The organism is Thalassospira lucentensis (genome assembly GCF_001613805.1).
GTDB lineage: Bacteria > Pseudomonadota > Alphaproteobacteria > Rhodospirillales > Thalassospiraceae > Thalassospira > Thalassospira lucentensis_A.
In genome coordinates this window covers 94,011-115,163 of the sequence record NZ_LPVY01000022.1, presented here as the reverse complement: position 1 = coordinate 115,163, position 21,153 = coordinate 94,011, and the positions used below count along the sequence as shown (strand labels likewise).

Here is a 21,153-nt window from a genome sequence, read left to right as displayed (position 1 = left end):
TCATGAGCAATGCTGTTGAATTTGATAATATCGACGTCATTTTCGGGGATAAGCAGGCTGAATCGCTCGCCCTCCTCGACGCCGGTAAAAACCGTGACGAAATAGCCAAGGAAACCGGCAATATCCTTGGTGTTGCCAATGTCAGCTTTGACGTCCCGCAGGGTGAAATCTGCGTCCTGATGGGGCTTTCGGGCTCGGGTAAATCCTCGTTGCTGCGCTGTGTAAACGGGCTTAACCGCGTTTCACGCGGATCGCTTCGGGTACATGACGGAGACTGGATGGTCGATGTCACCAGCTGTGACGCCAATACGCTGCGCGACCTCAGGCGCAAATGCGTTGCGATGGTGTTCCAGCAATTCGGTCTGTTCCCGTGGCGCACCGTCGAAGACAATGTCGGCTTCGGGCTTGAGCTTGACGGCATGGGACCGAAGGAACGCCGTGAAATCGTGCGTGAAAAGCTGGCCCTTGTCGGGCTGGATCAGTGGGCGGGTAAATATGCCCACGAACTTTCAGGCGGCATGCAGCAACGTGTCGGCCTTGCGCGCGCCTTTGCCACCGATGCACCAATCCTTCTGATGGACGAACCGTTTTCAGCCCTTGATCCGCTGATCCGTAACCGCCTGCAGGACGAGCTTCTTGATCTTCAGGACAAGCTCAACAAGACCATCCTGTTTGTCAGTCATGATCTAGACGAGGCCATGAAACTGGGCAATTCAATTGCCATCATGGAAGGTGGCTATGTCGTGCAGCATGGCACGCCCGAAGACATCGCCCTGCGTCCGGCCAACGGATATGTCGCCGATTTTGTCGCCCATATGAACCCGGTCAATATCCTGCGCGGTCGCGCCATCATGCATCGTGTTGACAGGGACCAGCGCAACGATTCCGGCGAACTTCCTGTAGAGGATGAAGACATTCGCATCACGCTTCAGGACGGGATCATCAAGGCCGCCCACAATGGCAAACGGGGCGAGCTGCGACTGATCAACTATACCGGTGAATTGCCGACTGATCTTGATGCGACCGACAATTCGGTCATCTTCGTTGCCGATGACACCGTGCTTCTCAAGGATCTGATCGAAATGCGAAGCATCACCCAAAACCCGGTTCTGCTAACCCGCGAGGGACGCATTTCCGGCACCCTGGGCCGCAAGGAATTCTTTGAAAGTCTAACGCAAACCGCGACCGTCGCAGACTGACCATCAAAAAGGCGCCCCACAAACCGGGCGCCTTTTTTTAATAATACTATTGAACTTCTCGTTTTATCCGCCGGTTACCGGCGGGAACAGCGCGATCTCACTCGAACCGCGTACATCGCGATCGCCTTGCGCATATTCCTGATCAACTGCCACCCGGATAATCGCCGGATCGGCCAGCGCATCGGCGTAATTCGCCCCCCTGCCCGGCATCCATGCCAGAAGGTCGGCAACGGTTTTCACATTTTCCGGCAGTTCAATATCTTCCTCGGCCATGCCGATACGGTCTTTGACCCAGGAAAAATAAACCAGCTTCATCTTCTATCCCGTTCGCTTCAGTTCTGTGCTTGGCCGCATGCTTGCGCAAACAAGGATTTAGCGCAAGCGCAGATCCTGTTTCCCCCAGAGATTCTAAAGCATTCCTGCGCCAAAAGCATAGCCTTTGCCAATCTCGGTCGCATGGCATGTCAATCACATCCCTGATCGGCGGGCCTATCAAACTTGCAGAAAGTCAATTTTTAACGTATATAATTAAAATCACCATACAAAAATAATAGTAACTTACAATTCACGTATCTAGGGAGACTACACATGACACGGACCATCACCCGCAGAAAAGCTATTGCTACGGGGCTTGCTGCACTCGGTACTGTTGCTATGATCGGATTGGGAAATGTGGCGTTGGCTGCCGAGGCGACCAAACTGCGTTTCTCCGCTGTCTTTTCGGAACAAGACATCCGTGCCGACATGATGAAGCAACTCGCCGGGGCGCTGGGCGACAAGTACGAGTTCGAACTTTATTACGGTGGCAACCTGTTTAAACAGACCACCGAAATCCTTGCTATCCAGCGCGGAAACCTTGAAATGGGCAACGTCGCACCGCAGGATATTGCCACCCAGATTCCCGCCTTCTCGATCCTCAGTTCCGCCTATCTGTTCCGTGACGCCGATCACCTGCGGAAATTTTTCGCAAGTGACGCCGGGACCGAGATGAAAACGATGGCCGAAGAACAGCTTGGCATCCACATTCTGGGCCCGACCTATTTCGGCACCCGTCAGGTCGGTCTGCGCATCGACAAGAAAATCAACACCCCCGAAGATATGGCAGGCGTCAAACTTCGCATGCCAGGTGGTGATGCATGGCAGTTCTTGGGAACGGCCCTTGGCGCCAACCCGACACCGATGGCTTATGCAGAAGTTTATACCGGCTTGCAAACCGGGGCGATCGACGGTCAGGACAACCCTCTGCCGAACGTTCAGAACATGAAATTTTATGAAGTCATGAGCCAGATCGCGATGACGTCCCATCTTGTCGGGTACGATCTTCTGGTCGTCTCGGCCAAGGTTTGGGACGGCATGAGTGCCGAGGAACAGGAAGCCTTCCAGAAAGCCGCCGATGAGGCAATCAACTGGAGCCAGGAACAACACCTGAAGAAGGAAAAGGAACTGTCTGATTTCTTCAAGGAACAGGGGCTTGAGATTTATACTCCTGACGTTGATGCATTCCGTGCCCATGCCCAAAAGATGTATCTTGAATCCGAACTTTCGAAAGACTGGCCGGAAGGAATGCTTGAGCGCATCAACGCGCTTTAATATCGCCAGCCTGTGATTTGAACGAAACCAAAGCGTGCGGGATCTAATTCCCGCACGCCCCGGACCGGAAATTACGATACATGACGGACAGGATCAGACAGGTCGGCCTATGGCTGCACCGTCGGGCCGAAAATATCGCAGCACTGATGCTGGCGGTGATGTTCGGTGCCTTCATCGTGCAGGTGGCATTCCGCTATCTGCTGAACTTTCCCATCGGCGGCGCATCCGAACTAACCATTATCATGTGGCTCTGGATCGTTCTGTGGGGGGCGGCCTTTGTTGTGCGCGAACGCGATGAAATCCGTTTTGACATTCTTTACAGCACAGTAGGTCCGAAAATTCGCCGCGGGATGATCATTGTTACGGCCCTCGCACTCCTGTTTCTTTATGGCATATCCCTGCCCGCAACCTGGGATTTCGTGACTTTCATGAAAATTCAGAAGTCATCGTATCTCGACATCCGGTTTGACTGGCTTTTTTCGATTTATGTGATCTTCGCGGTGGCCGTGATCGTGCGTTACCTGTGGATACTAATTGCTGCAATTCGGGGCAAAGGCGGACAACATGAAATCCTTCCCGAAGAAGCTCATGAAACCATAGAACATTCCGAAACGGATACCCGCCCATGAGCCTTGCTGATCCCTTCACTATTTGCATTATCTCAATCATATTTCTCAGCCTGCTGGGCTTGCCGATTGGACATGCAATGATTGCATCATCCATTCTGTATTTGCTGCTTTCCGGTCTGGATATGGGCACCGCATCCGAGCAGCTCCTGAACGGAATGTTTTCAAGCTACATCCTTCTCGCCGTTCCGCTGTTCATCCTTGCCGCCGAGCTGATGAATTCCGGCTCCATGACGTTAAGGCTGCTGAGTTTCTGCAACGCTGTTGTCGGTCGCTTTCCCGGCGGTCTTGCGCTGGTGAATGTCGTCCAAAGCATCATTTTTGCTGGTATGTCGGGCTCCGCACTTGCCGATGCAGCCGGCACGGGCAAGCTGATGCAACGCATGATGACCAAGGATGGCAAATACCCACCAGCATTTGCCGCGGCACTTACCGCTGCTTCGTCCGTGATTGGCCCGATCATCCCGCCTTCAATCCCGATGGTTGTCTATGCGCTCGTTTCTGATGCATCAATCGGTTATCTGTTTCTGGCGGGTGTAGTGCCGGGCCTTATTATGGGCCTGTTTCAGGCCGGATATATTTTTTCATCCGCATATCGCCGGAACTTTCCGGTCGAAACCCCTGTGCCTTTACGTGAACTGCCAAAGGTTACCCTGAATGCATTTCCGGCACTGATGATGCCGGTTGTCCTTCTGGGGGGTATTTATGGTGGCGTGACCACCCCGACCGAGGCGGCCGCAATCGCCGCCCTTTATGCCCTGCTGATTTCGGCTTTCCTGTATCGCAGCCTCAGCCTGAGTGATCTTTATTCTTCACTGCTGTCAAGCGCACGCACCACCACCTCGATCGGTATGCTGATCGCAGGGGCACTGGTATTCAACTATGTCGTGACTGTCGAAAACATCCCCTCTGCGCTTAATATCTGGCTGGGCGGGTTCGATCTGTCGCCATTGACCTTCCTATTGATGGTCAACCTGATCCTGCTGGTACTGGGATGCCTGCTGGAAGGCACGACAATCCTTCTGGTGATCGTGCCGGTATTCATTCCCACCGCAAATGCGCTGGGTATTGATCTGGTTCATTTCGGCGTCGTGTGCGTCATAAATATCATGCTGGGCCTGATCACACCGCCCTATGGCCTGCTGTTATTCGTCATGACCGCCATTTCCGAACGCCCATTGCGCGAAATCGTACGCGAAATACTGCCCTTCCTTATCGCAATGCTTTTTGCGTTGCTGTTATTCACACTGGTGCCCGATATCGCACTCTGGCTGCCCAGACTTTTTGGCTACAAAGGTTAAGAGATCCCCCATGTCAAAACCCATCTATATTCTTAACGGACCAAACCTGAACCGTCTGGGCAGGCGCGAACCCGAAATTTATGGCCGCACCACACTGGCAGATATCGAGGCGATGTGCCGTTCTGCGGCTGGCGATACCGCGGTGGAATTCCGGCAAAGCAATTCAGAAACGCAGTTGATCGAATGGATTCACGAAGCCACGGATAATGCGGCGGGGCTGATCATCAATCCGGCCGCATATACCTTTACTTCAATGGCAATCATGGACGCGTTGAAAATGTTTTCCGCCCCGGCCATTGAACTGCATATTTCCAACATTCACCGGCGTGAACCGATGTATCACCATTCACTGATGTCCGGTGTTGTTACGTCGGTCATCGCCGGTTTGGGCGCACGCGGTTATCCAACTGCGGTGCAAGTCTTGAAAGAAATGATCAGCGAAACGCAGACTGTCGCGGCCTAGGCCGGGATTTTGCCGGTGCCGAGCACGTGGTTCAGCCCGCTTTCCACATGGCTGGTAAGCAAGGCAACCGCGCCCTCGGCATCGCGCGCGATCACCAGATCGCGCAGGCGGGCATGTTCTTCGGCCGCCGGTTTCCCACGAAAATCAAGAACCAGCATGTGATAACGCAGGAAACGGTCGAAAGCGGTTGAATGTGCCGCCATCATCGCGGGCGACGCACAGGCAGAAATGGTCGCATGATGAAATTCCCAATCCTGCTGCACCCATTGCTCAACCTGGCTCATGTCACCTTCGATCAGTTTGGTTTCCACCACTTTGAGCATGTAGTGGGATGAAACAACTCGTGCCTCCCACTGCAGATCCCCTGTTGCGATTGATTGCCGCAAGGCATGCGTTTCCAGCAGCAGACGCAAGGCTGCGATATCGCGAAGACCAGCTTCGGAAATACCGGTGACTTCAAACCCCCGCTGACCTTCTGCAACAACAAAGTTCTCTGCCGCCAGCCGACTGAGGATTTCGCGCAAGGTCGAAACAGCAACACCATAGTGCGATTTTAGTTGATCAAGACGCAGCTTCTGCCCCGGCTTCAACCGCCCTCGGATGATATCTGACCGGATATTGCGAAAGGCAATGTCACCAACGGTTTCGTTATCAGAAGGCAGGAATAAGGACTTGTGTTTCATCTTTGGCTTGATCTCTGAAAGGGTGGCAATCTGGTCACAATAGGCTCTGGGACTGATATTTTCTAAAATACCAGATAAAATAGGGAAATAAAGATCATTTGGCAAAATTCGTAGTATTTCAGGAAATGAGCCTGAAAGTATCAAGAGGCATTTTTCAGCATAAAGCCTGACATAACTCTCGTTTGGTCATATTCTTGAAATCCTTACGGATAAACAAAATAACCATCCGGCGCATTGCCAAGCCGCCCGGTCAGATTGTCGATGAAAAACCGTTCCGCCCGGCCAAGCGACATGCGCGGATTGGTCACCAGATAGATATCAATTGCTGGCGGTGCATCGTAGGGTGGCAGGCGCCATAACTGCCCGCGTTCCATCGCATTTTGCACGACATGGATCGGTAACGGACCAATGCCGAGCCCGGCATTGATCAGGCGGCGCACTTCTTCCAGATGCGGGCTGGTGGCGATCACCTTGCCTTTCATGCCTTCGCGCGCACGCAACACCGCAACCGGGGCCAGCGCATCGGAAAGCTGATCGGTGGAAAACGACACGAATGCTTCGCTACGCAGATCGGCAAGTGTCAGGTTTTCCCGGCCAAACAAATGATGTGTCGGCCCGCAAAAGAACCCGAAATGTTCACGATACAGTTTGCGATATTCCAGCCGGGGATGCTGTTCATTCACAAGACAAATGCCGAAACTTGCCTGCTGGGACAGGACCTGACTTGTGACATGGGCGGATGTCGCAACATTGATTTCATAGGTGACTTCGGGATGTTCGCGATTGAATTCAAACAGCGCATCGTCAAGCGGCGGAAACACCACGTGACTTGCCAGCCACAAGTGCAAGTGCCCGCTTAGCTGATTGCCACTGTCCGACATCACATCGGAAAGTCGGCCAATCGCCCCGCAAATCTCGCGGCATTCATGATAAAGCGCCAATCCCTGTTCAGTGACTTCAAACCGTCCACGATCACGATCAATCAGGCGCGCACCGATCTGATCTTCAAGCCGTTTAAGCGCATTGCTGACACTGGGCTGGCGCAAAAGCAGCCGGTTGGCCGCCCCGGTGATCGACCGTTCTTCGATAATCACTGTAAAGGTATGCAACAGGTTCCAGTCGAATTGCCGTTTTAAAAGGTCGCTCATTTCCCCACCCATAGCAATTGGCTATGCAATCCATTCTACTTATCTATTTGCGCTATGTGCAAGTCTGGGGTGAAATGGTCAGACATATTCATTCACGGCCAGATAACCGCGCATGGCAGGCAATTGCCAGAGCACAATAACGGGAGGCAAAAATGGCCGCAGATGTAGCCGGGGCACGCAGAACGCCCTGGGCCCTGCTATCGCCGTCACTGGCGACGATATCGCTGTTATTGATCATCCCGATGATGTTCATCGTGGTTTATTCATTCTGGCTGCGCACCGCAACCGGTGCCGATCAGGTCGGGTTTTATCTTGATAACTGGGTCGAAGTCCTTGGCGACCGGTTTTACCGCGACATTCTGTTTCAGACCTTTGCCATTGCCTTTTACACCACGGTGATCTGTGCGCTGGTTGGCTATATCCCGGCTTATTTCGTCGCCAACACGCCGATGAAATCCAAAACGTTCCTGCTGTTGATGCTGATGCTGCCCTTCTGGATCAGCTACATCATCCGCACCATGTCCTGGATCAACATCCTTGGCACTTCGGGCGCGCTCAACACATTGATGCTGTCGCTTGGCATCATCGATGAACCGATACAGATGCTTTATAACCAGACCACGGTTGTTCTGGGCCTTGTGCATTATCTGCTGCCCTTCATGATCCTGAATGTCTATGTCAGTCTGGATGGTATCGACAAAAACCTGACCGAAGCGGCTCAAAGCCTTGGCTGTACCGGCTGGCAGGCCTTCCGCGAAGTCACCCTGCCGCTGTCCTTCCCCGGTCTGGCTGCCGGATCCCTGTTATGTTTTGTGCTGGCCGCAGGCACCTATATCACCCCGATTGTTCTGGGCGGGCCGCGTGACGCAATGTTTGCCAATCTTGTGTTCGAGGCCATCGTGACACAGCTTAACTGGCCGCTGGGGTCCGCCCTTTCGCTTGTGCTGCTGGCGCTTCTGGGTGCGCTGGTTGTCATTTACACCCGTTATCTTGGCGTCGATCAGATCGCCAAAAGCTTCAAATAGGGGGAATGTAATGATGTCCGGCTGGTCCCTGATCCGTATCGCAACCATCCTTGTTTATCTGTTTCTTTTTGCGCCGGTTGCGGTTGTCATTCTGCTGGCCTTCAATGCCAACCAGTTCGGCGCCTTCCCGATCGAAGGCTTTTCCATGCGCTGGTTCGAAGCATTATGGAACAATGATGCGATTGTACGGGCATTCAAAACGTCCCTGATACTCGGCGCGCTGACCAGTGCCATTTCAACGACACTGGGCACGCTCGCAGCCCTTGCCATGGTCAGGTACGATTTTCCGGGGAAACGCTCAATCTCGACGCTTCTGGTTGCTCCAATCCTGATACCCGAAGTCGTCCTGGCTGTGGCTCTTTTGCTGTTTCTGCAATTCCTCTCCATGCCCAAAAGCTTTGGCCTGCTTCTGATGGGGCATGTCGTATTTACCCTGCCCTTTGTGGTGCTGGTGGTTCAGGCGCGCCTTGTATCAATCCGGCGCGACGTCGAAGAAGCTGCCATGAGTCTTGGCGCGACACCGATCCAGACATTCTTTGAAATCACCCTGCCGCTAATGATGCCGGCCGTCATGGCCGGGATGCTGTTTTCGTTCACCATCTCGTTTGACGACATCACCGGCACTCTGTTCTGGAAACCGGGCGGGGTTGAAACCGTCCCAACCCAGATTTTTGCCATGCTGCGCAATTCCATCAGCCCGGAAATCAATGCACTGGGCGCTGTGATGGTGATCTTCACCATCGCGCTGCCATTGATTGCCACCGCCATTGCACGCATCGCATCAGCACGAAAAATACGGGCACAAAAAGCCGCTGCCTAACAAACAACAGATACCGCGGGAAACCGCCAAAACCAACAACAAGACCATAAAAAAGAAGACCATAAGACCGACAAGAAAACGGATAAAAACCTTTATCAGGAGGCCTAAATGGACGAGACGAAACGCTATGAACGCCTGCTCACCCGCCTTAAAGACGGCGACATCAACCGTCGCACTTTCCTGACCGTTCTGGGGGCTGCAGGTGTCACCGCCGGGATCACCGGTGGCCCGATGGGCATGCTGGCCCGCAACGCCCTTGCCGCAACACCAGAACAGGTCCGTTTTGATGGCTGGGGCGGCGTGGTATCCGAAGCATTCGAAAAATACGCCTTTGCCCCCTATACCGAAAAAACCGGTATCAAGGTCGTATCAGGCACCTTTGGCGGTGCGGATGAATATATTGCCCGCGTTAAGGCGGGCCAACCGGGCGAGTTCAACCTTGCCCACCTGTCGGGCGTGTTTGACTATGCCCGCTATCATGGTCTGGAACTGACGTCCGAACTGAACGAAGCCAATATTCCGAACCTGAAAAACGTCATTCCCGGCCTGATCGAACCGCTGCGCAAAATCACCGGCGGCACCATTTCGGCAGTCCCGTATGATTACGGCACCACCGGCATTGCCTATAACCGCAAATATATCAGCGACGATGAAGCCAAGGCCAAAGGTGCCAAGCTGATGGTCGATGAAGCTTACAAAGGCAAGATCGGCGGCTGGGGTGAATGGAAAACACGCGTCTGGTACGGTGCCCTCCAATCCGATCAGGACCCGAATGCGATCAAGGATATCGATGCCGTCTGGGACATGATTCGTGCCCATCGCGATCTCGCCCTGAAATACTGGAGCTCAGGGGCCGAACTGATGAGCCTTCTGGCCGAAGAAGAAATCTATGTCACCGAAGGCTGGTCCGGCCGCATCAAGGCATTGCAGGATCAGGGCCACGATATCGGCTATCACGACCCGAAAGGCGGTCTGGGCTGGCAGGAATGCCTGTTCGTTCTGCGCGGAAGCCCGATGGCCGCCTGTGAAGAACTTCTGAACTTCATGCTTGAACCCGAAGTCGCGATTGCGGTTGCCGAAGGCCAAAGCTACCCGCCTGCTCTTGATCCGCAGAAAGTCGAACTCGGCAAAGTCATCCCGACCCTGCCAGCGTTTGATCCATCCGGCACGCTCAAGGAACTCAGCTTCTTTGATCCGGCCTACTGGAACGAAAACGAAGCCGACTGGTCGAAAACCTTCTCGCGGGTTCAGCGCGGCTACTAGGCCGGACTGATCGCATAAACCGGATCTCCGGTCGCTGTTTTCAAACTGGCGACCGGGGCACCACCGCCTTTTTCTGACAGGGTTATTTGTGATGGCTGACATCGAAAATGCGGTCGAACTGCAAAATGTCGTCAAGCGTTACGGCGAATTTACCGCCGTGCAGCGCATGGATCTGACCGTGCCTGACAACAGTTTCGTGACCTTTCTGGGGCCGTCGGGTTGCGGCAAGACCACGACACTTCGCATGATTGCCGGACTGACCGACATTACCGAGGGTGATTTGCTGATCCGTGGCAAACGGGTTAATGCCCTGCCGATCCACAAACGCAATCTGGGACTGGTGTTTCAGAACTACGCCCTGTTCCCGCATAAATCGATTTACGACAATATCGCCTTTGGCCTGAAATACCGCAAGGTGTCCAAATCCGACATCCGCGACAAGGTCAATCGTGCCCTTGATCTCGTGCAACTGCCTCATGTCGCCGACAGGTACCCCAATCAGCTTTCCGGTGGTCAGCAGCAACGTATTGCACTGGCGCGTGCCATCGTGATCGAACCCGATGTGTTGTTGCTTGATGAACCGCTATCTGCCCTTGATGCCAACCTGCGTGAAGAAATGCGGGTCGAACTTAAACGCATTCAGCGCGAACTGGGTATTGCTACGGTTTTTGTGACCCACGATCAATCCGAAGCCCTTGCCATGTCCGACAAACTGGTGGTTATGAATAACGGTGTCGTCGAACAGGAAGGCGCGCCAGAAGACGTTTATAATAATCCCGCATCGGCCTTTGTTGCCGACTTCCTTGGTCATTCCAATATCATCCCCGCCGCCCTTGGTGCACCGGATGCGGCCTTTACCAATGTCGCCCTGCAAAGCGGCGAGACGTTGCTGACGACATCCGAACAGACTGCCAAAGCCAACGGATCAAAAGATGTCCGCGCCGTTATCCGAGCTGAAAAAATCGGGCTATCGGATCAGAACGGTGCCACAGACGGCGTGATCGCCATCCCCGGCAGGATCAAAACGGTCGACTATCTGGGGCAGCAGGCCCGCTATTTCGTCACGGCCAATGGCCGTGACTGGCAGGTGATCAACCCGATTGATGCCCGCCCCCATCACGAAGGTGCCGATGTGTTCATGCACATTGCCGCCCGAAATTGTGTGTTGTTGCCCGGTCATCACGACTGACCGGATTTGGAGTGCCACCCGAAGTGACGCATGATACCCCCAAAACCGGCCATAACCGGGAATCCCGCCTGTTTTATCAAAGCCGTTCGCGTCGGCCGCTGATCGACCATGCCAAGGGCGTCTATATGTGGGATGTCGATGGCAAACGCTATATCGACGCCTCCAGCGGGGCGATGGTCAGCAATATCGGCCATAGCGACCCGCGCGTGATTGCCGCGATGAATGCGCAGCTTGAAAAGGCCAGCTTCGCCTATCGCCTGCATTTTGAAAATGACGCGGCCGAAAATCTGGCATTCCGCCTGGCCGAACGTGCACCGGGCGATCTTGAACGGGTATTCTTTGTCTCCGGCGGGTCAGAAGCCGTCGAAAGCTGCATCAAGCTTGCCCGGCAATATGCCTTGGCGAAGGGGCAAGCCCAGCGGACCAAGATCATTTCGCGTTTCCCCAGCTATCACGGTTCAACCCTTGGTGCGCTTGCCATCACCGGCTATACGCCAATGCATGCGCCCTTCGCCCCGATGATGGTGGACCAACCCAAAATTCCGGCCCCGACCTGCTATCTGGATCGCGATGATCTGAGCGATCATGAACGCGGCCTGAAATACGCCAACATGCTAGAGGCCGAAATACTCAAACAGGGCCCGAAAACCGTTCTTGGCTTCATCATGGAACCGGTTGGCGGGGCTGCGACCGGCGCGCTGGTCGCGCCCGACAGCTACTATGCCCGCATTCGTGAAATCTGCGATCAATACGGCATTCTTCTGATCTATGACGAGGTCATGACCGGTGCCGGGCGCACTGGCAAATATTTCGCTGCCGAACATTGGGGCATCACGCCTGATATTCTGGCCGTATCAAAGGGATTGGCGGCGGGTTATGCCCCGCTGGGTGCGATGATTGCGCCTGATCGTATTGTCGGACCGGTTCTTGATCATGGCGGTTTCATTCACGGCTATACCTATGCCGGTAATCCAATGGCCTGTGCGGCGGGAAATGCGGTTCTTGATGTCATCGACGAAGACAATCTTCTGGAAAATGCCGCCCAAAGCGGTGCGGCATTAAAGGCCGAACTTGGCAAACTTGCCGATGAATTTCCGATCATCGGCGATGTGCGCGGCCTTGGATTGCTGCTTGCCGCCGAACTGGTCAAAGACCGTGAAACCATGGAACCGATTGATCCCAAACATCTTGCGGCTGCCCGCCTTGTGGATATTGCCTATGACAAGGGCCTGATCATTTACTGGCGTCGCACCCGCGGCGGTTATCGCGGTGATCATGTGATGGTCTGCCCGCCCATGACGATCAAGCCAGATCAGTTTGACGACATCCTCATTCCGTTGCGCGCCGCCCTTGGCGACCTTCAGGACGAACTCACCCGTGCCGGAGCCTTCGCATGAGCCGGAAAGTCATCATCACCTGCGCAATCACCGGATCGGTTCACACCCCGTCCATGAGCCCGCATCTGCCAATCACCCCCGACCAGATTGCCGATCAGGCAATTGCGGCGGCAAATGCCGGGGCTGCGATCCTGCATCTGCATGCCCGCGATCCCGAAACCGGCTTTCCAAGCCCGGAACCGGCTGTTTTCGACCAATTCCTGCCACGCATCAAATCGGCTACCGACGCGGTGATCAACATTTCGACCGGCGGCGGCATGACCATGACGGTCAAGGACCGTATTCGTGCGGCAAAGCAGGCCGCGCCCGAAATGGCGTCGCTGAACATGGGCACGATGAATTTTGGCCTGTTCCCGGCCCTTGCCGGGCGCAGCGACTGGAAACATGACTGGGAACCGAAATTTCTCGAAGACAGTCGTGATTTCGTATTCAAAAACACCTTTGCCGATATCGAAACCATTCTGGCCGATCTGGGTGATGCCAATGGCACAAGGTTTGAATTTGAATGTTATGACGTCGGGCATCTTTATACGCTGGCCCATTTTGTTGATCGCGGCCTGATCAAGGGTCCGATTTTCATTCAGTTCGTTCTGGGCGTTCTGGGCGGTATCGGGGCCGATCCCGACAATCTTGCCCATCTGAAACGCACCGCCGACAAACTGTTTGGTGATCAGTACCAGTTTTCGGTTCTGGGTGCCGGCCGTCATCAGATGCCGCTTGCCACGATGTCGGCCACCATGGGCGGTCATGTCCGGGTCGGGCTTGAAGATAACCTGTATCTGCGCAAGGGCGAACTCGCCCCGGACAACGCATCACAAGTTCGCAAAATCCGTGAAGTTCTGGACGGGTTATCCCTTGAAATCGCAACACCGGACGAAGCCCGCACCATGCTGGGCCTGAAAGGTGCCGATCAGGTCGCCTTTTAAGAAATAACAGACTGCCACCAACACCACGACGCAAAGCCAACGAAAGGCGGCGCCCATGATGCATGCCTATTTCTCAGCCGATCAGCTTCGCCATCACGGCCAGACATTCATGGTCGCAGGCGAAGCACGGCCAATCCCCGAAGTCCCCGAACGGGCGGAAATCCTGACCACGGCCATTAAACGGCTTGGCCTTGATTTGCGCACCCCTGATGATTTCGGCATGGGTCCGATTGCCGCCATTCATGCGCCCGAATATCTGAAATTCCTGCAAACCATCCATGCCGAATGGAAGGTTTTTGGTGGTTCTGATCTGGTCGTACCCGGCATTCATCCGTTTGACCGGCTTGGCCCCTATCCAAGGTCCCCGGCGGGCAAGGCCGGTTTTCATATGGGCGATACATCATGCCCGATATCGGCAACCACCTGGCAATCGGCCTATGCCAGTGCGCAAACCGCGATTGCCGCCACCCGCCGTGTCCGCGATGAAAATGCCCAATCGGCCTATGCCCTGTGCCGCCCGCCCGGCCACCATGCCAGCCGCGATATTGCTGGTGGTTTCTGTTACCTGAACAACAGTGCGATTGCCGCACAGGAACTGCGCGCCAAATATGACCGGGTTGCGATCCTTGATGTCGATCTGCATCATGGTAACGGCACGCAGCATATTTTCTATGCCCGTGATGATGTCATGACGCTGTCGATCCATGCCGATCCACGCGATTTCTATCCGTTTTTCTGGGGCCATGCCGAAGAACGTGGACAGGGTGCAGGACTTGGTTTCAACCATAATTATCCCCTGCCCCTTGGCAGCGGTGATGATGCGTTTCTGGCAACCCTTGATCGCGCGCTTGCCATGATCGATCATTTCAGCGCCGATGCAGTTGTCATTGCACTGGGTCTGGATGCATCATCGGATGATCCGTTTGGCGGACTTGCCGTGACACCCGGCGGATTTGCCAAAATCGGTGAAAAAATTGGCAGCCTCAAATTGCCAACCGTGCTAGTGCAGGAAGGTGGTTATGTCAGTAACACACTGGCTGAAAACCTTTTTCAGTTTATCAGCGCCTTTGACGCCACCACCGCTGGGAGCCCCAAATGAAAACATCCGATATCCTGATCATTGGCGGCGGTATTGCCGGCATGTCCGCAGCCTATTTTCTGGCCAAACGCGGCAGGTCCGTCACGGTTCTCGAACGCGAAGATCAGCCCGGCTATCACAGCACCGGCCGGTCAGCCGCACTATACAGCGAAACCTATGGCCCGCAGATCATCCGCAAAATGTCGACAGCCAGCCGGGAGTTTTTCCTGAACCCGCCCGAAGGTTTCACCGAAAATCCGATCCTGACCCCGCGTGGTGTGATCCTGACCGCCGCCCACGGCAATGAAGGCGCGATTGACGAACTACTGACCGAAGGCTGCGCAAATGGCGCGAATGTTGTCCCCCTGACAGCCGATGAGATCAAAAAACTGATCCCGATCCTCAATACCGATCTGATCGCGTGCGGTGCCCTTGAAACCGATGCCATGGATATTGATGTTCATGCGCTGCATTGGGGCTTCATCCGTCATTTCAAAAAGCTTGGCGGTGATCTGGTGGTCAAGGCCGATGTCACCGCAATTGCAAAAACCACAACTGGTTGGCAGGTCACGGCGGGCGGCGAAACCTATGAGGCACAAACCATCGTCAACGCATCCGGTGCATGGGCCGATGAAATCGCAAAACTGGCGGGCGTAACACCGCTGGGCATCACCCCCAAACGTCGTACGGCGGTAATGGTTGATCTGCCATCTGATGTCAATGCGCATGGCTGGCACATGGTATCAGACGTGGGCGAAGGCCTGTATTTCAAGGAAGACGCCGGGCGCCTTCTGGTATCGCCATCCGATGCGACACCGACGGTTCCCCATGATGTCCAGCCCGAAGAACTCGATATCGCCATCACGATTGATCGCCTGATGACGGCAACCACGCTTAAGGTCAATCGCCCCGGCGAAGCTTGGGCGGGCTTGCGCAGCTTCTTTGCCGATGGTGATCCGGTATCGGCATTCGACCCGGATGCGGATGGCTTTTACTGGCTTGCCGGTCAGGGCGGCTATGGCATTCAAACCGCCCCGGCCATGGGCGAATATGCCGCCAGCCTGATTTGCGGCGATGGCGTGCCAGACAGGATGACGAAACTTGGCGTGACCGAAGGTGCCCTTGCCGCCACCCGCCCCGGCCTTGCCCGAACCGCGTAAGGAAGAATACGGAAATCGTGCCATGACCCATTTTGATCGCAATGAACTGCGCCGTAGCGTTGCCAATCGCCGTGATCGTGCGATTGACGACCTGTGTGCATTGGTTCGCCATGACAGCCTTCTGGGCAATGAAACATCGGCCCAGAACTGGATTGCGGATCGTTTTGCCGATATGGGACTTCTGGTCGAACGGGTTGCGATCAATGTTGACGCATTGCGAGATTTACCGGGCTTTTCCCCGCCAGTTACAACGGAATATAGCGGACGGGAAAATATCGTCGGCATTCATAAACCAAAACATCACACCGGACGCAGCCTGATTTTAAACGGGCATATTGATGTCGTACCCACCGGTCCGGTGGCGCAATGGCGCAGGTCCCCGTTTGATCCCTATGTCGAACGCGACTGGCTTTATGGTCGCGGGGCTGGCGATATGAAGGCCGGGATCATTGCCTATTGCCATGCCCTGGCAGCCCTTCATGATCTGGGCCTTGAGCCCGCCGCCCCGGTGATCCTGCAATCGGTTGTCGAAGAAGAATGCACCGGCAATGGCGCGCTGGCCTGCCTGCATGCCGGGTATCGCGCCGATTGTGCGATCATTCCCGAACCGTTCAATCAGACGCTGATGACCGCCCAGCTTGGCGTGATGTGGTTTCAGCTTCATGTCACCGGAAGTCCGGCGCATGTGCTTGATACCTCGGCCGGAAGTAATGCCATTGAGGCCGCCTTTGGCTTTTTTGAAACCCTGAAAGAAGTCGAAGACATCTGGAACCACCCCACCCACCGTCATGCGGCCTATGGCGCGCATGTCCATCCGGTGAATTTCAATCTGGGCAAGATCGAAGGCGGTGAATGGGCATCAACCGTACCGCCGGCGTGTTCGGCTGATATCCGTGTCGGCTTTTATCCCGGTATGGAATTATCCAAGGTCCGCGAAACCATCGAGGCGGTTGCACAAAGTGCGATGGAAAATCACCCGGCCTGCAAGGGTGCTAAATTCGAGATCACCTATCGCGGTTTTCAGGCCGAGGGATGCGTGATGGACGAAAGCCATCCGATGATGACGATGATCGGCAACATCCACCACGAAGTCACCGGCAGTGCGATCAAAAATTATGCCTCCACCGCGACAACGGATGCGCGGTTCTTCCAGATTTACGGCAATATCCCGGCCACCTGCTATGGCCCGAAAGCCGAACGAATTCATGGCATTGACGAACGGGTCTCGATTTCCAGCATGATGGAAGTCACCGAGGTCCTTACCCTGTTCATTGCCGACTGGTGCGGCGTTACCAAACGTGATAATCACGCCGCATAAACCAACCAAAACCTAATCATATCTTGATATCAGGAGACTTTGATGAGCATTCAGCGTTTTCACACCGGCCCGCGCATGAGCCAGGCCGTTGTCCATGGCGACACCATCTATCTTGCCGGCCAGGTTGGCGAACCGGGCAGCGACGTTACCAATCAGACCAAGGAATGCCTTGCCAAGGTTGATGCGCTTCTGGCCGAATGCGGCGCGTCAAAGGAAAACATCCTGTCGACCACCATCTGGCTGGCCGATATGGCTGACTTCGCCAAAATGAATGAAATCTGGGACGCATGGGTCCCGCAGGGCCACACCCCGGCACGTGCATGCGGCGAAGCCAAACTTGCCACCCCGGACTATCTGGTTGAATTCATCGTGGTTGCGGCAAAACCGTAATCCGGTCACTTCCGAACCGAATAAAAAACGCCCGGCTGATTTCGCCGGGCGTTTTTGTTTGCACTTTGCGTCAAGGAAGACCGGCTTTACCGATCCCGCTCATCGCGGGTCACGATCAGCGACTTGGCTTCAAGCGTGCGATGCACCGGGCATTTATTGGCAATCGCGATCAGTTTTTCGCGGATTTCCTCGGTAAAATCACCATGCAGGGTAATGATCCGTTCGAAACGGTCGATCTTGCCGCCCTTCTGTTCGAATTCCGCCCCGCATTCCATGCAATCCGTCGCATGGATTTTATCATGCCGGACTTCAACCCGAATGCCATCGACCGGAATCTGTTTCTGATCGGCATACATACGCATGGTCATCACCGTACATGATCCAAGGGCGGCCGCCAGAAAATCATAAGGTGACGGTCCACTATCAAACCCGCCGACACCTTCGGGTTCATCGGCCAGCATTCTGTGATGCCCGGCCAGAACCATCGCCTGAAACTTGCCAAGCCCGGTTTCACGGACAACCACTGCCCCATCGGGCACGTCCTCGTTGACCGGTTCTTCGTCGGTGATATACCGCCGCGCCCATGCACTGATCACTTCCGCGGCATAGGTCGCATCATCGGGATCACGCAACAAATGGTCGGCACTATCAAGCGACACAAAGCTTTTCGGATGCTTGGCGGCATCAAAAATTCGCGCCGCATTTTCAATACCCACCGTCTGATCCATCGGCGCATGCAGCACCAGCAACGCCTTGTGCAATTTGCCGACCGATTTTCCGATATCATGGGCGCGCAGATCATCAATGAAATGCTTCTTGATCACAAAGGGTCGACCGCTTAACGAAACTTCGGCCTGCCCGTCGCGTTCGATATCTTCAAGGTAACCGGCGAAATTATGGGTCACATGCTCGACATCTGCGGGTGCACCAATCGTTGCAACCGCGGTTGCCTCGGGCACGCTATCGGCAACGGCCAAAACCGCCGCGCCGCCCAACGAATGCCCGATCAGCAAGCGGGGGGCGGCAAATTCATGCCGCAGGAAATCAGCCGCGCGTTTCAGGTCATCCAGATTGGATGTGAAATTGGTTGATGCAAAATCACCGCCCGATCCGCCAAGCCCGGTAAAATCGAACCGCAAAACCCCAATCCCCTGCATGGTCAGCGATTGCGCGATCTTGCGCGCCGCCGTCAGGTCCTTGCTGCATGTAAAGCAATGCGCAAACAGCGCATAGGCCCGAACCGGCCCCGTTGGCAAATCCAACCGCGCCGAAAGCTGCGCACCAAGTGCACCTTCAAAGCTAAGCTTAATTGGCCTTACAGCCATATCTGACCTCCGCCGTCGGTGTTTCGCGAATTCGTTATTTGTTTATACACTTTCTGCGTTAGCATGCGTATCCGCCACCACGAAACCAAGGGTAATACAGTATGACAATACTGGAAACCAAAAGAACGCTTGTCCGTCATGCGACCCATGATGATGCCCCCTTTATCCTGCAACTTCTGAACGAACCGGGCTGGATCCGGTTTATCGGGGATCGCAATATTCGGGATCTTGATGCCGCACGTGACTATATCGATGAACGGCTTCTCAGCAGTTATCTGAAACACGGTTTCGGTTCTTACATTGTGATCGAAAAGGCAACGCATATGGCGATCGGTCTATGCGGCTTTGTCAAACGCGACACCCTTGATGCGCCCGATATCGGCTATGCCATTACCGAAAGCCGTCAGGGCATGGGCTATGCGTTTGAAGTCAGCAACGCCCTGATCGACTATGGTTACGACACCCTCGGGTTTGAGCGGATATTTGGCTATACCCTGCCCGACAATACCGTATCACTAAAACTGCTGACCAAACTTGGCCTGACCTATGAACGGGATCAGGACGTGAATAACAGCGGCGAAATCTGCAAGCTGTTTGTAAAGGTCGCCTGAATGCAAAAACCCGCATCACCTGATGCGGGTTTGATCGTTTCAGGGATGACTATCATCATCCTGCGCGACGAATACCGATCTTGCGCCCGACCCCGCTTGGCACCGGCAAATCGCGATGCGCCACACGGATCAGATCAAGCGTCTTTTGAACATCATCGGGAAATGGTGCCGAACGCCGCGTTTTCATATCGATATGCATCGTGATGATTTCATTGGTCGCCGAAAGCCACCCTTCGGTCCCATGGCGCAATTCATGATACATGTGAATGCGTTTGTGATCGCAATCAAGGATTTGCGTATGGATCACGAACGGATCATTCAGATGAATTTCCCGGTCATAGGTAATGTGCATTTCAAGCGCAAAGGTCGAAAATCCGCGCCGCTCGGGATATGTCCGCCCCATCCCGACACCGTCCAGAAACGCAACAGATCCCAGATCAAATCCGACCACGTAATAACCAACATTGACGTGACCGTTAAAATCGATCCAGTCCTGCGGCACCGTCCCGCGATAGCATTCCAGCATCTCCGGGGCGAAAAGATCGGTACTGATCATTTGCCAGCCTTCCCGACGGCATCGACAACCGCAACCGCCGCAACGAAATCTTCCAGCGAATGGCCAACGGATTTGAAAACGGTGCATTCTGCATCGGTTTGGCGTCCCTTGACCTCACCACGCGTCAGGCCAAACAGATCGCCCAGAATATCGGATTTTGAAATCGATCCGGCATTTAGCGGCTGCACCACATCGCCGCCTTCGGCCGCTGCTCCTTCAAAACTATCAACATAAATCCGGCATTTCTGCATCAGGGCATCATCGGTTTCTCGCATGGTCGGCTTGAACGCCCCGACAAGATCCACATGGGTTCCCTCACGAAGCCATTCACCGCGCACCAGCGGCTCGGTCGAAAGTGTCGCGCATGAAATCAGATCGGCACTCTTGCAGGCCGTTTCCAAATCATCCGTGCCCACCGCCTCAAACCCAAGGGTGGCGGTTTCGGCGGCTAATGCGCGGGCCTTGTCGCCATTGCGGTTCCAGATCGTGACCTTTTTGATCGGACGCACCGAGGCATGCGCATTAATCAGATTGGGTGCCATTGCCCCGGACCCGACCATGACCATTTCGCAGGCGTCCTTGCGTGCAAGGTAATCTGCCGCCAATGCCGATGCCGCCGCCGTGCGGCGTGTGGTCAATTTCGTGCCATCAATAACGGCCGATGGCTGACCGGTCACGGCATCAAGCAGGATATAAGTCCCCGAAACCGCAGGCAGGTTACGCGCCGAATTGCCCGGCACCACGGCCGCAACCTTGACCCCGGCCGCGCCATCCTTTTGCCAGGCAGGCATGATCAGAAACGTCGCGTCATCCTCATTGCTGCGTTCCATGTTGAAATGGCTTCGCAACGGAGCTTCGCAACCGTCGGCAAATCCTTTGCGGAGCGCCTCAACCAGATCGCGGGGCGAGACGAATTTATCGATTTCTTCAGCAGAGATGAAACGCATGGGCCTTCCTGTAAATTTATTTTCGATTTCAGCGTGGTAGCGTGGATATCTTATACCACGTCAAAGGACATGCGTCACAGGATCGCACGCTGTTTTTCACTTTGTTTCTGGTGAATAATCTGCCCGCCTGTTGGCTGC

22 protein-coding genes are annotated in these 21,153 nt (G+C 54.7%); 16 read left to right on the top strand and 6 right to left on the bottom strand.

Annotation, left to right across the window (positions count from 1 at the left end):
• The first annotated feature begins 2 nt into the window (after window positions 1-2).
• Window positions 3-1,199, top strand: coding sequence for a choline ABC transporter ATP-binding protein (gene choV, locus AUP42_RS18690; RefSeq protein WP_062953114.1), 1,197 nt, complete (start codon window positions 3-5; stop codon window positions 1,197-1,199).
• A gap of 63 nt (window positions 1,200-1,262) precedes the next feature.
• Here the strand turns inward: choV and moaD are convergent, their stop codons facing one another.
• Window positions 1,263-1,514 carry a molybdopterin converting factor subunit 1 gene (gene moaD / locus AUP42_RS18685; protein ID WP_062953113.1) on the bottom strand — a complete coding sequence of 84 codons (252 nt, stop codon included), beginning with the start codon at window positions 1,512-1,514 and terminating at the stop codon, window positions 1,263-1,265.
• A 273-nt stretch (window positions 1,515-1,787) separates the two neighbouring features.
• Between moaD and AUP42_RS18680 the strand changes: the two genes are divergently transcribed.
• The 4 genes from AUP42_RS18680 (at window position 1,788) to aroQ (ending at window position 5,179) form a co-directional block, all read left to right on the top strand.
• Window positions 1,788-2,789 (top strand): sialic acid TRAP transporter substrate-binding protein SiaP, encoded by a 1,002-nt coding sequence (locus AUP42_RS18680; RefSeq protein WP_062953112.1) that lies wholly within the window; start codon window positions 1,788-1,790, stop codon window positions 2,787-2,789.
• 80 nt (window positions 2,790-2,869) lie between these two features.
• Complete coding sequence (locus AUP42_RS18675) at window positions 2,870-3,418, top strand: TRAP transporter small permease (RefSeq protein WP_062953111.1); 549 nt, start codon at window positions 2,870-2,872, stop codon at window positions 3,416-3,418.
• Window positions 3,415-4,716 (top strand): TRAP transporter large permease, encoded by a 1,302-nt coding sequence (locus AUP42_RS18670; protein WP_062953110.1) that lies wholly within the window; start codon window positions 3,415-3,417, stop codon window positions 4,714-4,716. The genes AUP42_RS18675 and AUP42_RS18670 overlap by 4 nt, the downstream gene beginning before the upstream one ends.
• A 10-nt stretch (window positions 4,717-4,726) precedes the next feature.
• On the top strand, window positions 4,727-5,179 hold the full coding sequence (aroQ, locus tag AUP42_RS18665; RefSeq protein WP_062953109.1) for a type II 3-dehydroquinate dehydratase: 453 nt from the start codon (window positions 4,727-4,729) through the stop codon (window positions 5,177-5,179).
• On the opposite strand, the gene AUP42_RS18660 is transcribed toward aroQ, so the two are convergent.
• Both AUP42_RS18660 and AUP42_RS18655 read right to left on the bottom strand, forming a co-directional pair.
• Window positions 5,176-5,862, bottom strand: coding sequence for a GntR family transcriptional regulator (locus AUP42_RS18660; protein ID WP_062953108.1), 687 nt, complete (start codon window positions 5,860-5,862; stop codon window positions 5,176-5,178). The two genes, aroQ and AUP42_RS18660, sit on opposite strands and share 4 nt — an antisense overlap.
• Before the next feature lie 203 nt (window positions 5,863-6,065).
• Window positions 6,066-7,010, bottom strand: a complete 945-nt coding sequence (locus AUP42_RS18655) for a LysR family transcriptional regulator (protein WP_231858346.1) — start codon at window positions 7,008-7,010, stop codon at window positions 6,066-6,068.
• Between the two features lie 152 nt (window positions 7,011-7,162).
• Between AUP42_RS18655 and AUP42_RS18650 the strand changes: the two genes are divergently transcribed.
• From AUP42_RS18650 to AUP42_RS18605, 10 genes are all read left to right on the top strand, one after another.
• Window positions 7,163-8,035, top strand: a complete 873-nt coding sequence (locus AUP42_RS18650) for an ABC transporter permease (protein ID WP_062953106.1) — start codon at window positions 7,163-7,165, stop codon at window positions 8,033-8,035.
• A 10-nt stretch (window positions 8,036-8,045) separates the two neighbouring features.
• Window positions 8,046-8,855, top strand: a complete 810-nt coding sequence (locus AUP42_RS18645; RefSeq protein ID WP_062953105.1) for an ABC transporter permease — start codon at window positions 8,046-8,048, stop codon at window positions 8,853-8,855.
• Window positions 8,856-8,963: 108 nt separating this feature from the next.
• Window positions 8,964-10,118: an ABC transporter substrate-binding protein gene (locus AUP42_RS18640; RefSeq protein ID WP_062953104.1), complete on the top strand. Its 1,155-nt coding sequence runs from the start codon at window positions 8,964-8,966 to the stop codon at window positions 10,116-10,118.
• Between the two features lie 91 nt (window positions 10,119-10,209).
• On the top strand, window positions 10,210-11,307 hold the full coding sequence (locus tag AUP42_RS18635; protein WP_062953103.1) for an ABC transporter ATP-binding protein: 1,098 nt from the start codon (window positions 10,210-10,212) through the stop codon (window positions 11,305-11,307).
• 23 nt (window positions 11,308-11,330) lie between these two features.
• Window positions 11,331-12,704 (top strand): aspartate aminotransferase family protein, encoded by a 1,374-nt coding sequence (locus AUP42_RS18630; protein ID WP_062953145.1) that lies wholly within the window; start codon window positions 11,331-11,333, stop codon window positions 12,702-12,704.
• A complete protein-coding gene (locus AUP42_RS18625; RefSeq protein WP_062953102.1) occupies window positions 12,701-13,630 on the top strand; it encodes a 3-keto-5-aminohexanoate cleavage protein in 930 nt (309 codons plus the stop codon). Before AUP42_RS18630 ends, AUP42_RS18625 begins: the two co-directional genes overlap by 4 nt.
• Before the next feature lie 55 nt (window positions 13,631-13,685).
• Window positions 13,686-14,729 carry a histone deacetylase family protein gene (locus tag AUP42_RS18620; protein ID WP_156484655.1) on the top strand — a complete coding sequence of 348 codons (1,044 nt, stop codon included), beginning with the start codon at window positions 13,686-13,688 and terminating at the stop codon, window positions 14,727-14,729.
• A complete protein-coding gene (locus tag AUP42_RS18615; RefSeq protein ID WP_062953101.1) occupies window positions 14,726-15,868 on the top strand; it encodes an NAD(P)/FAD-dependent oxidoreductase in 1,143 nt (380 codons plus the stop codon). The genes AUP42_RS18620 and AUP42_RS18615 overlap by 4 nt, the downstream gene beginning before the upstream one ends.
• Before the next feature lie 22 nt (window positions 15,869-15,890).
• Window positions 15,891-17,186 carry a M20 family metallopeptidase gene (locus AUP42_RS18610; protein ID WP_062953100.1) on the top strand — a complete coding sequence of 432 codons (1,296 nt, stop codon included), beginning with the start codon at window positions 15,891-15,893 and terminating at the stop codon, window positions 17,184-17,186.
• 42 nt (window positions 17,187-17,228) lie between these two features.
• Window positions 17,229-17,576 carry a RidA family protein gene (locus AUP42_RS18605; protein ID WP_062953099.1) on the top strand — a complete coding sequence of 116 codons (348 nt, stop codon included), beginning with the start codon at window positions 17,229-17,231 and terminating at the stop codon, window positions 17,574-17,576.
• 86 nt (window positions 17,577-17,662) lie between these two features.
• On the opposite strand, the gene AUP42_RS18600 is transcribed toward AUP42_RS18605, so the two are convergent.
• Window positions 17,663-18,901, bottom strand: a complete 1,239-nt coding sequence (locus tag AUP42_RS18600; RefSeq protein ID WP_062953098.1) for a bifunctional alpha/beta hydrolase/OsmC family protein — start codon at window positions 18,899-18,901, stop codon at window positions 17,663-17,665.
• Between the two features lie 101 nt (window positions 18,902-19,002).
• Here AUP42_RS18600 and AUP42_RS18595 point away from each other — a divergent pair, with 101 nt between their 5' ends.
• The gene (locus AUP42_RS18595; protein ID WP_062953097.1) at window positions 19,003-19,512 is read left to right on the top strand and encodes a GNAT family N-acetyltransferase; all 510 of its coding nucleotides are present in this window, start codon (window positions 19,003-19,005) and stop codon (window positions 19,510-19,512) included.
• 55 nt (window positions 19,513-19,567) lie between these two features.
• Here AUP42_RS18595 and AUP42_RS18590 read toward each other — a convergent pair whose 3' ends face one another.
• Together AUP42_RS18590 and AUP42_RS18585 are read right to left on the bottom strand one after the other, a co-directional pair.
• Window positions 19,568-20,068: a thioesterase family protein gene (locus AUP42_RS18590; RefSeq protein ID WP_062953096.1), complete on the bottom strand. Its 501-nt coding sequence runs from the start codon at window positions 20,066-20,068 to the stop codon at window positions 19,568-19,570.
• Window positions 20,065-21,015, bottom strand: a complete 951-nt coding sequence (locus tag AUP42_RS18585) for an ornithine cyclodeaminase family protein (protein ID WP_062953095.1) — start codon at window positions 21,013-21,015, stop codon at window positions 20,065-20,067. The genes AUP42_RS18590 and AUP42_RS18585 overlap by 4 nt, the downstream gene beginning before the upstream one ends.
• Window positions 21,016-21,153 lie beyond the last annotated feature (138 nt).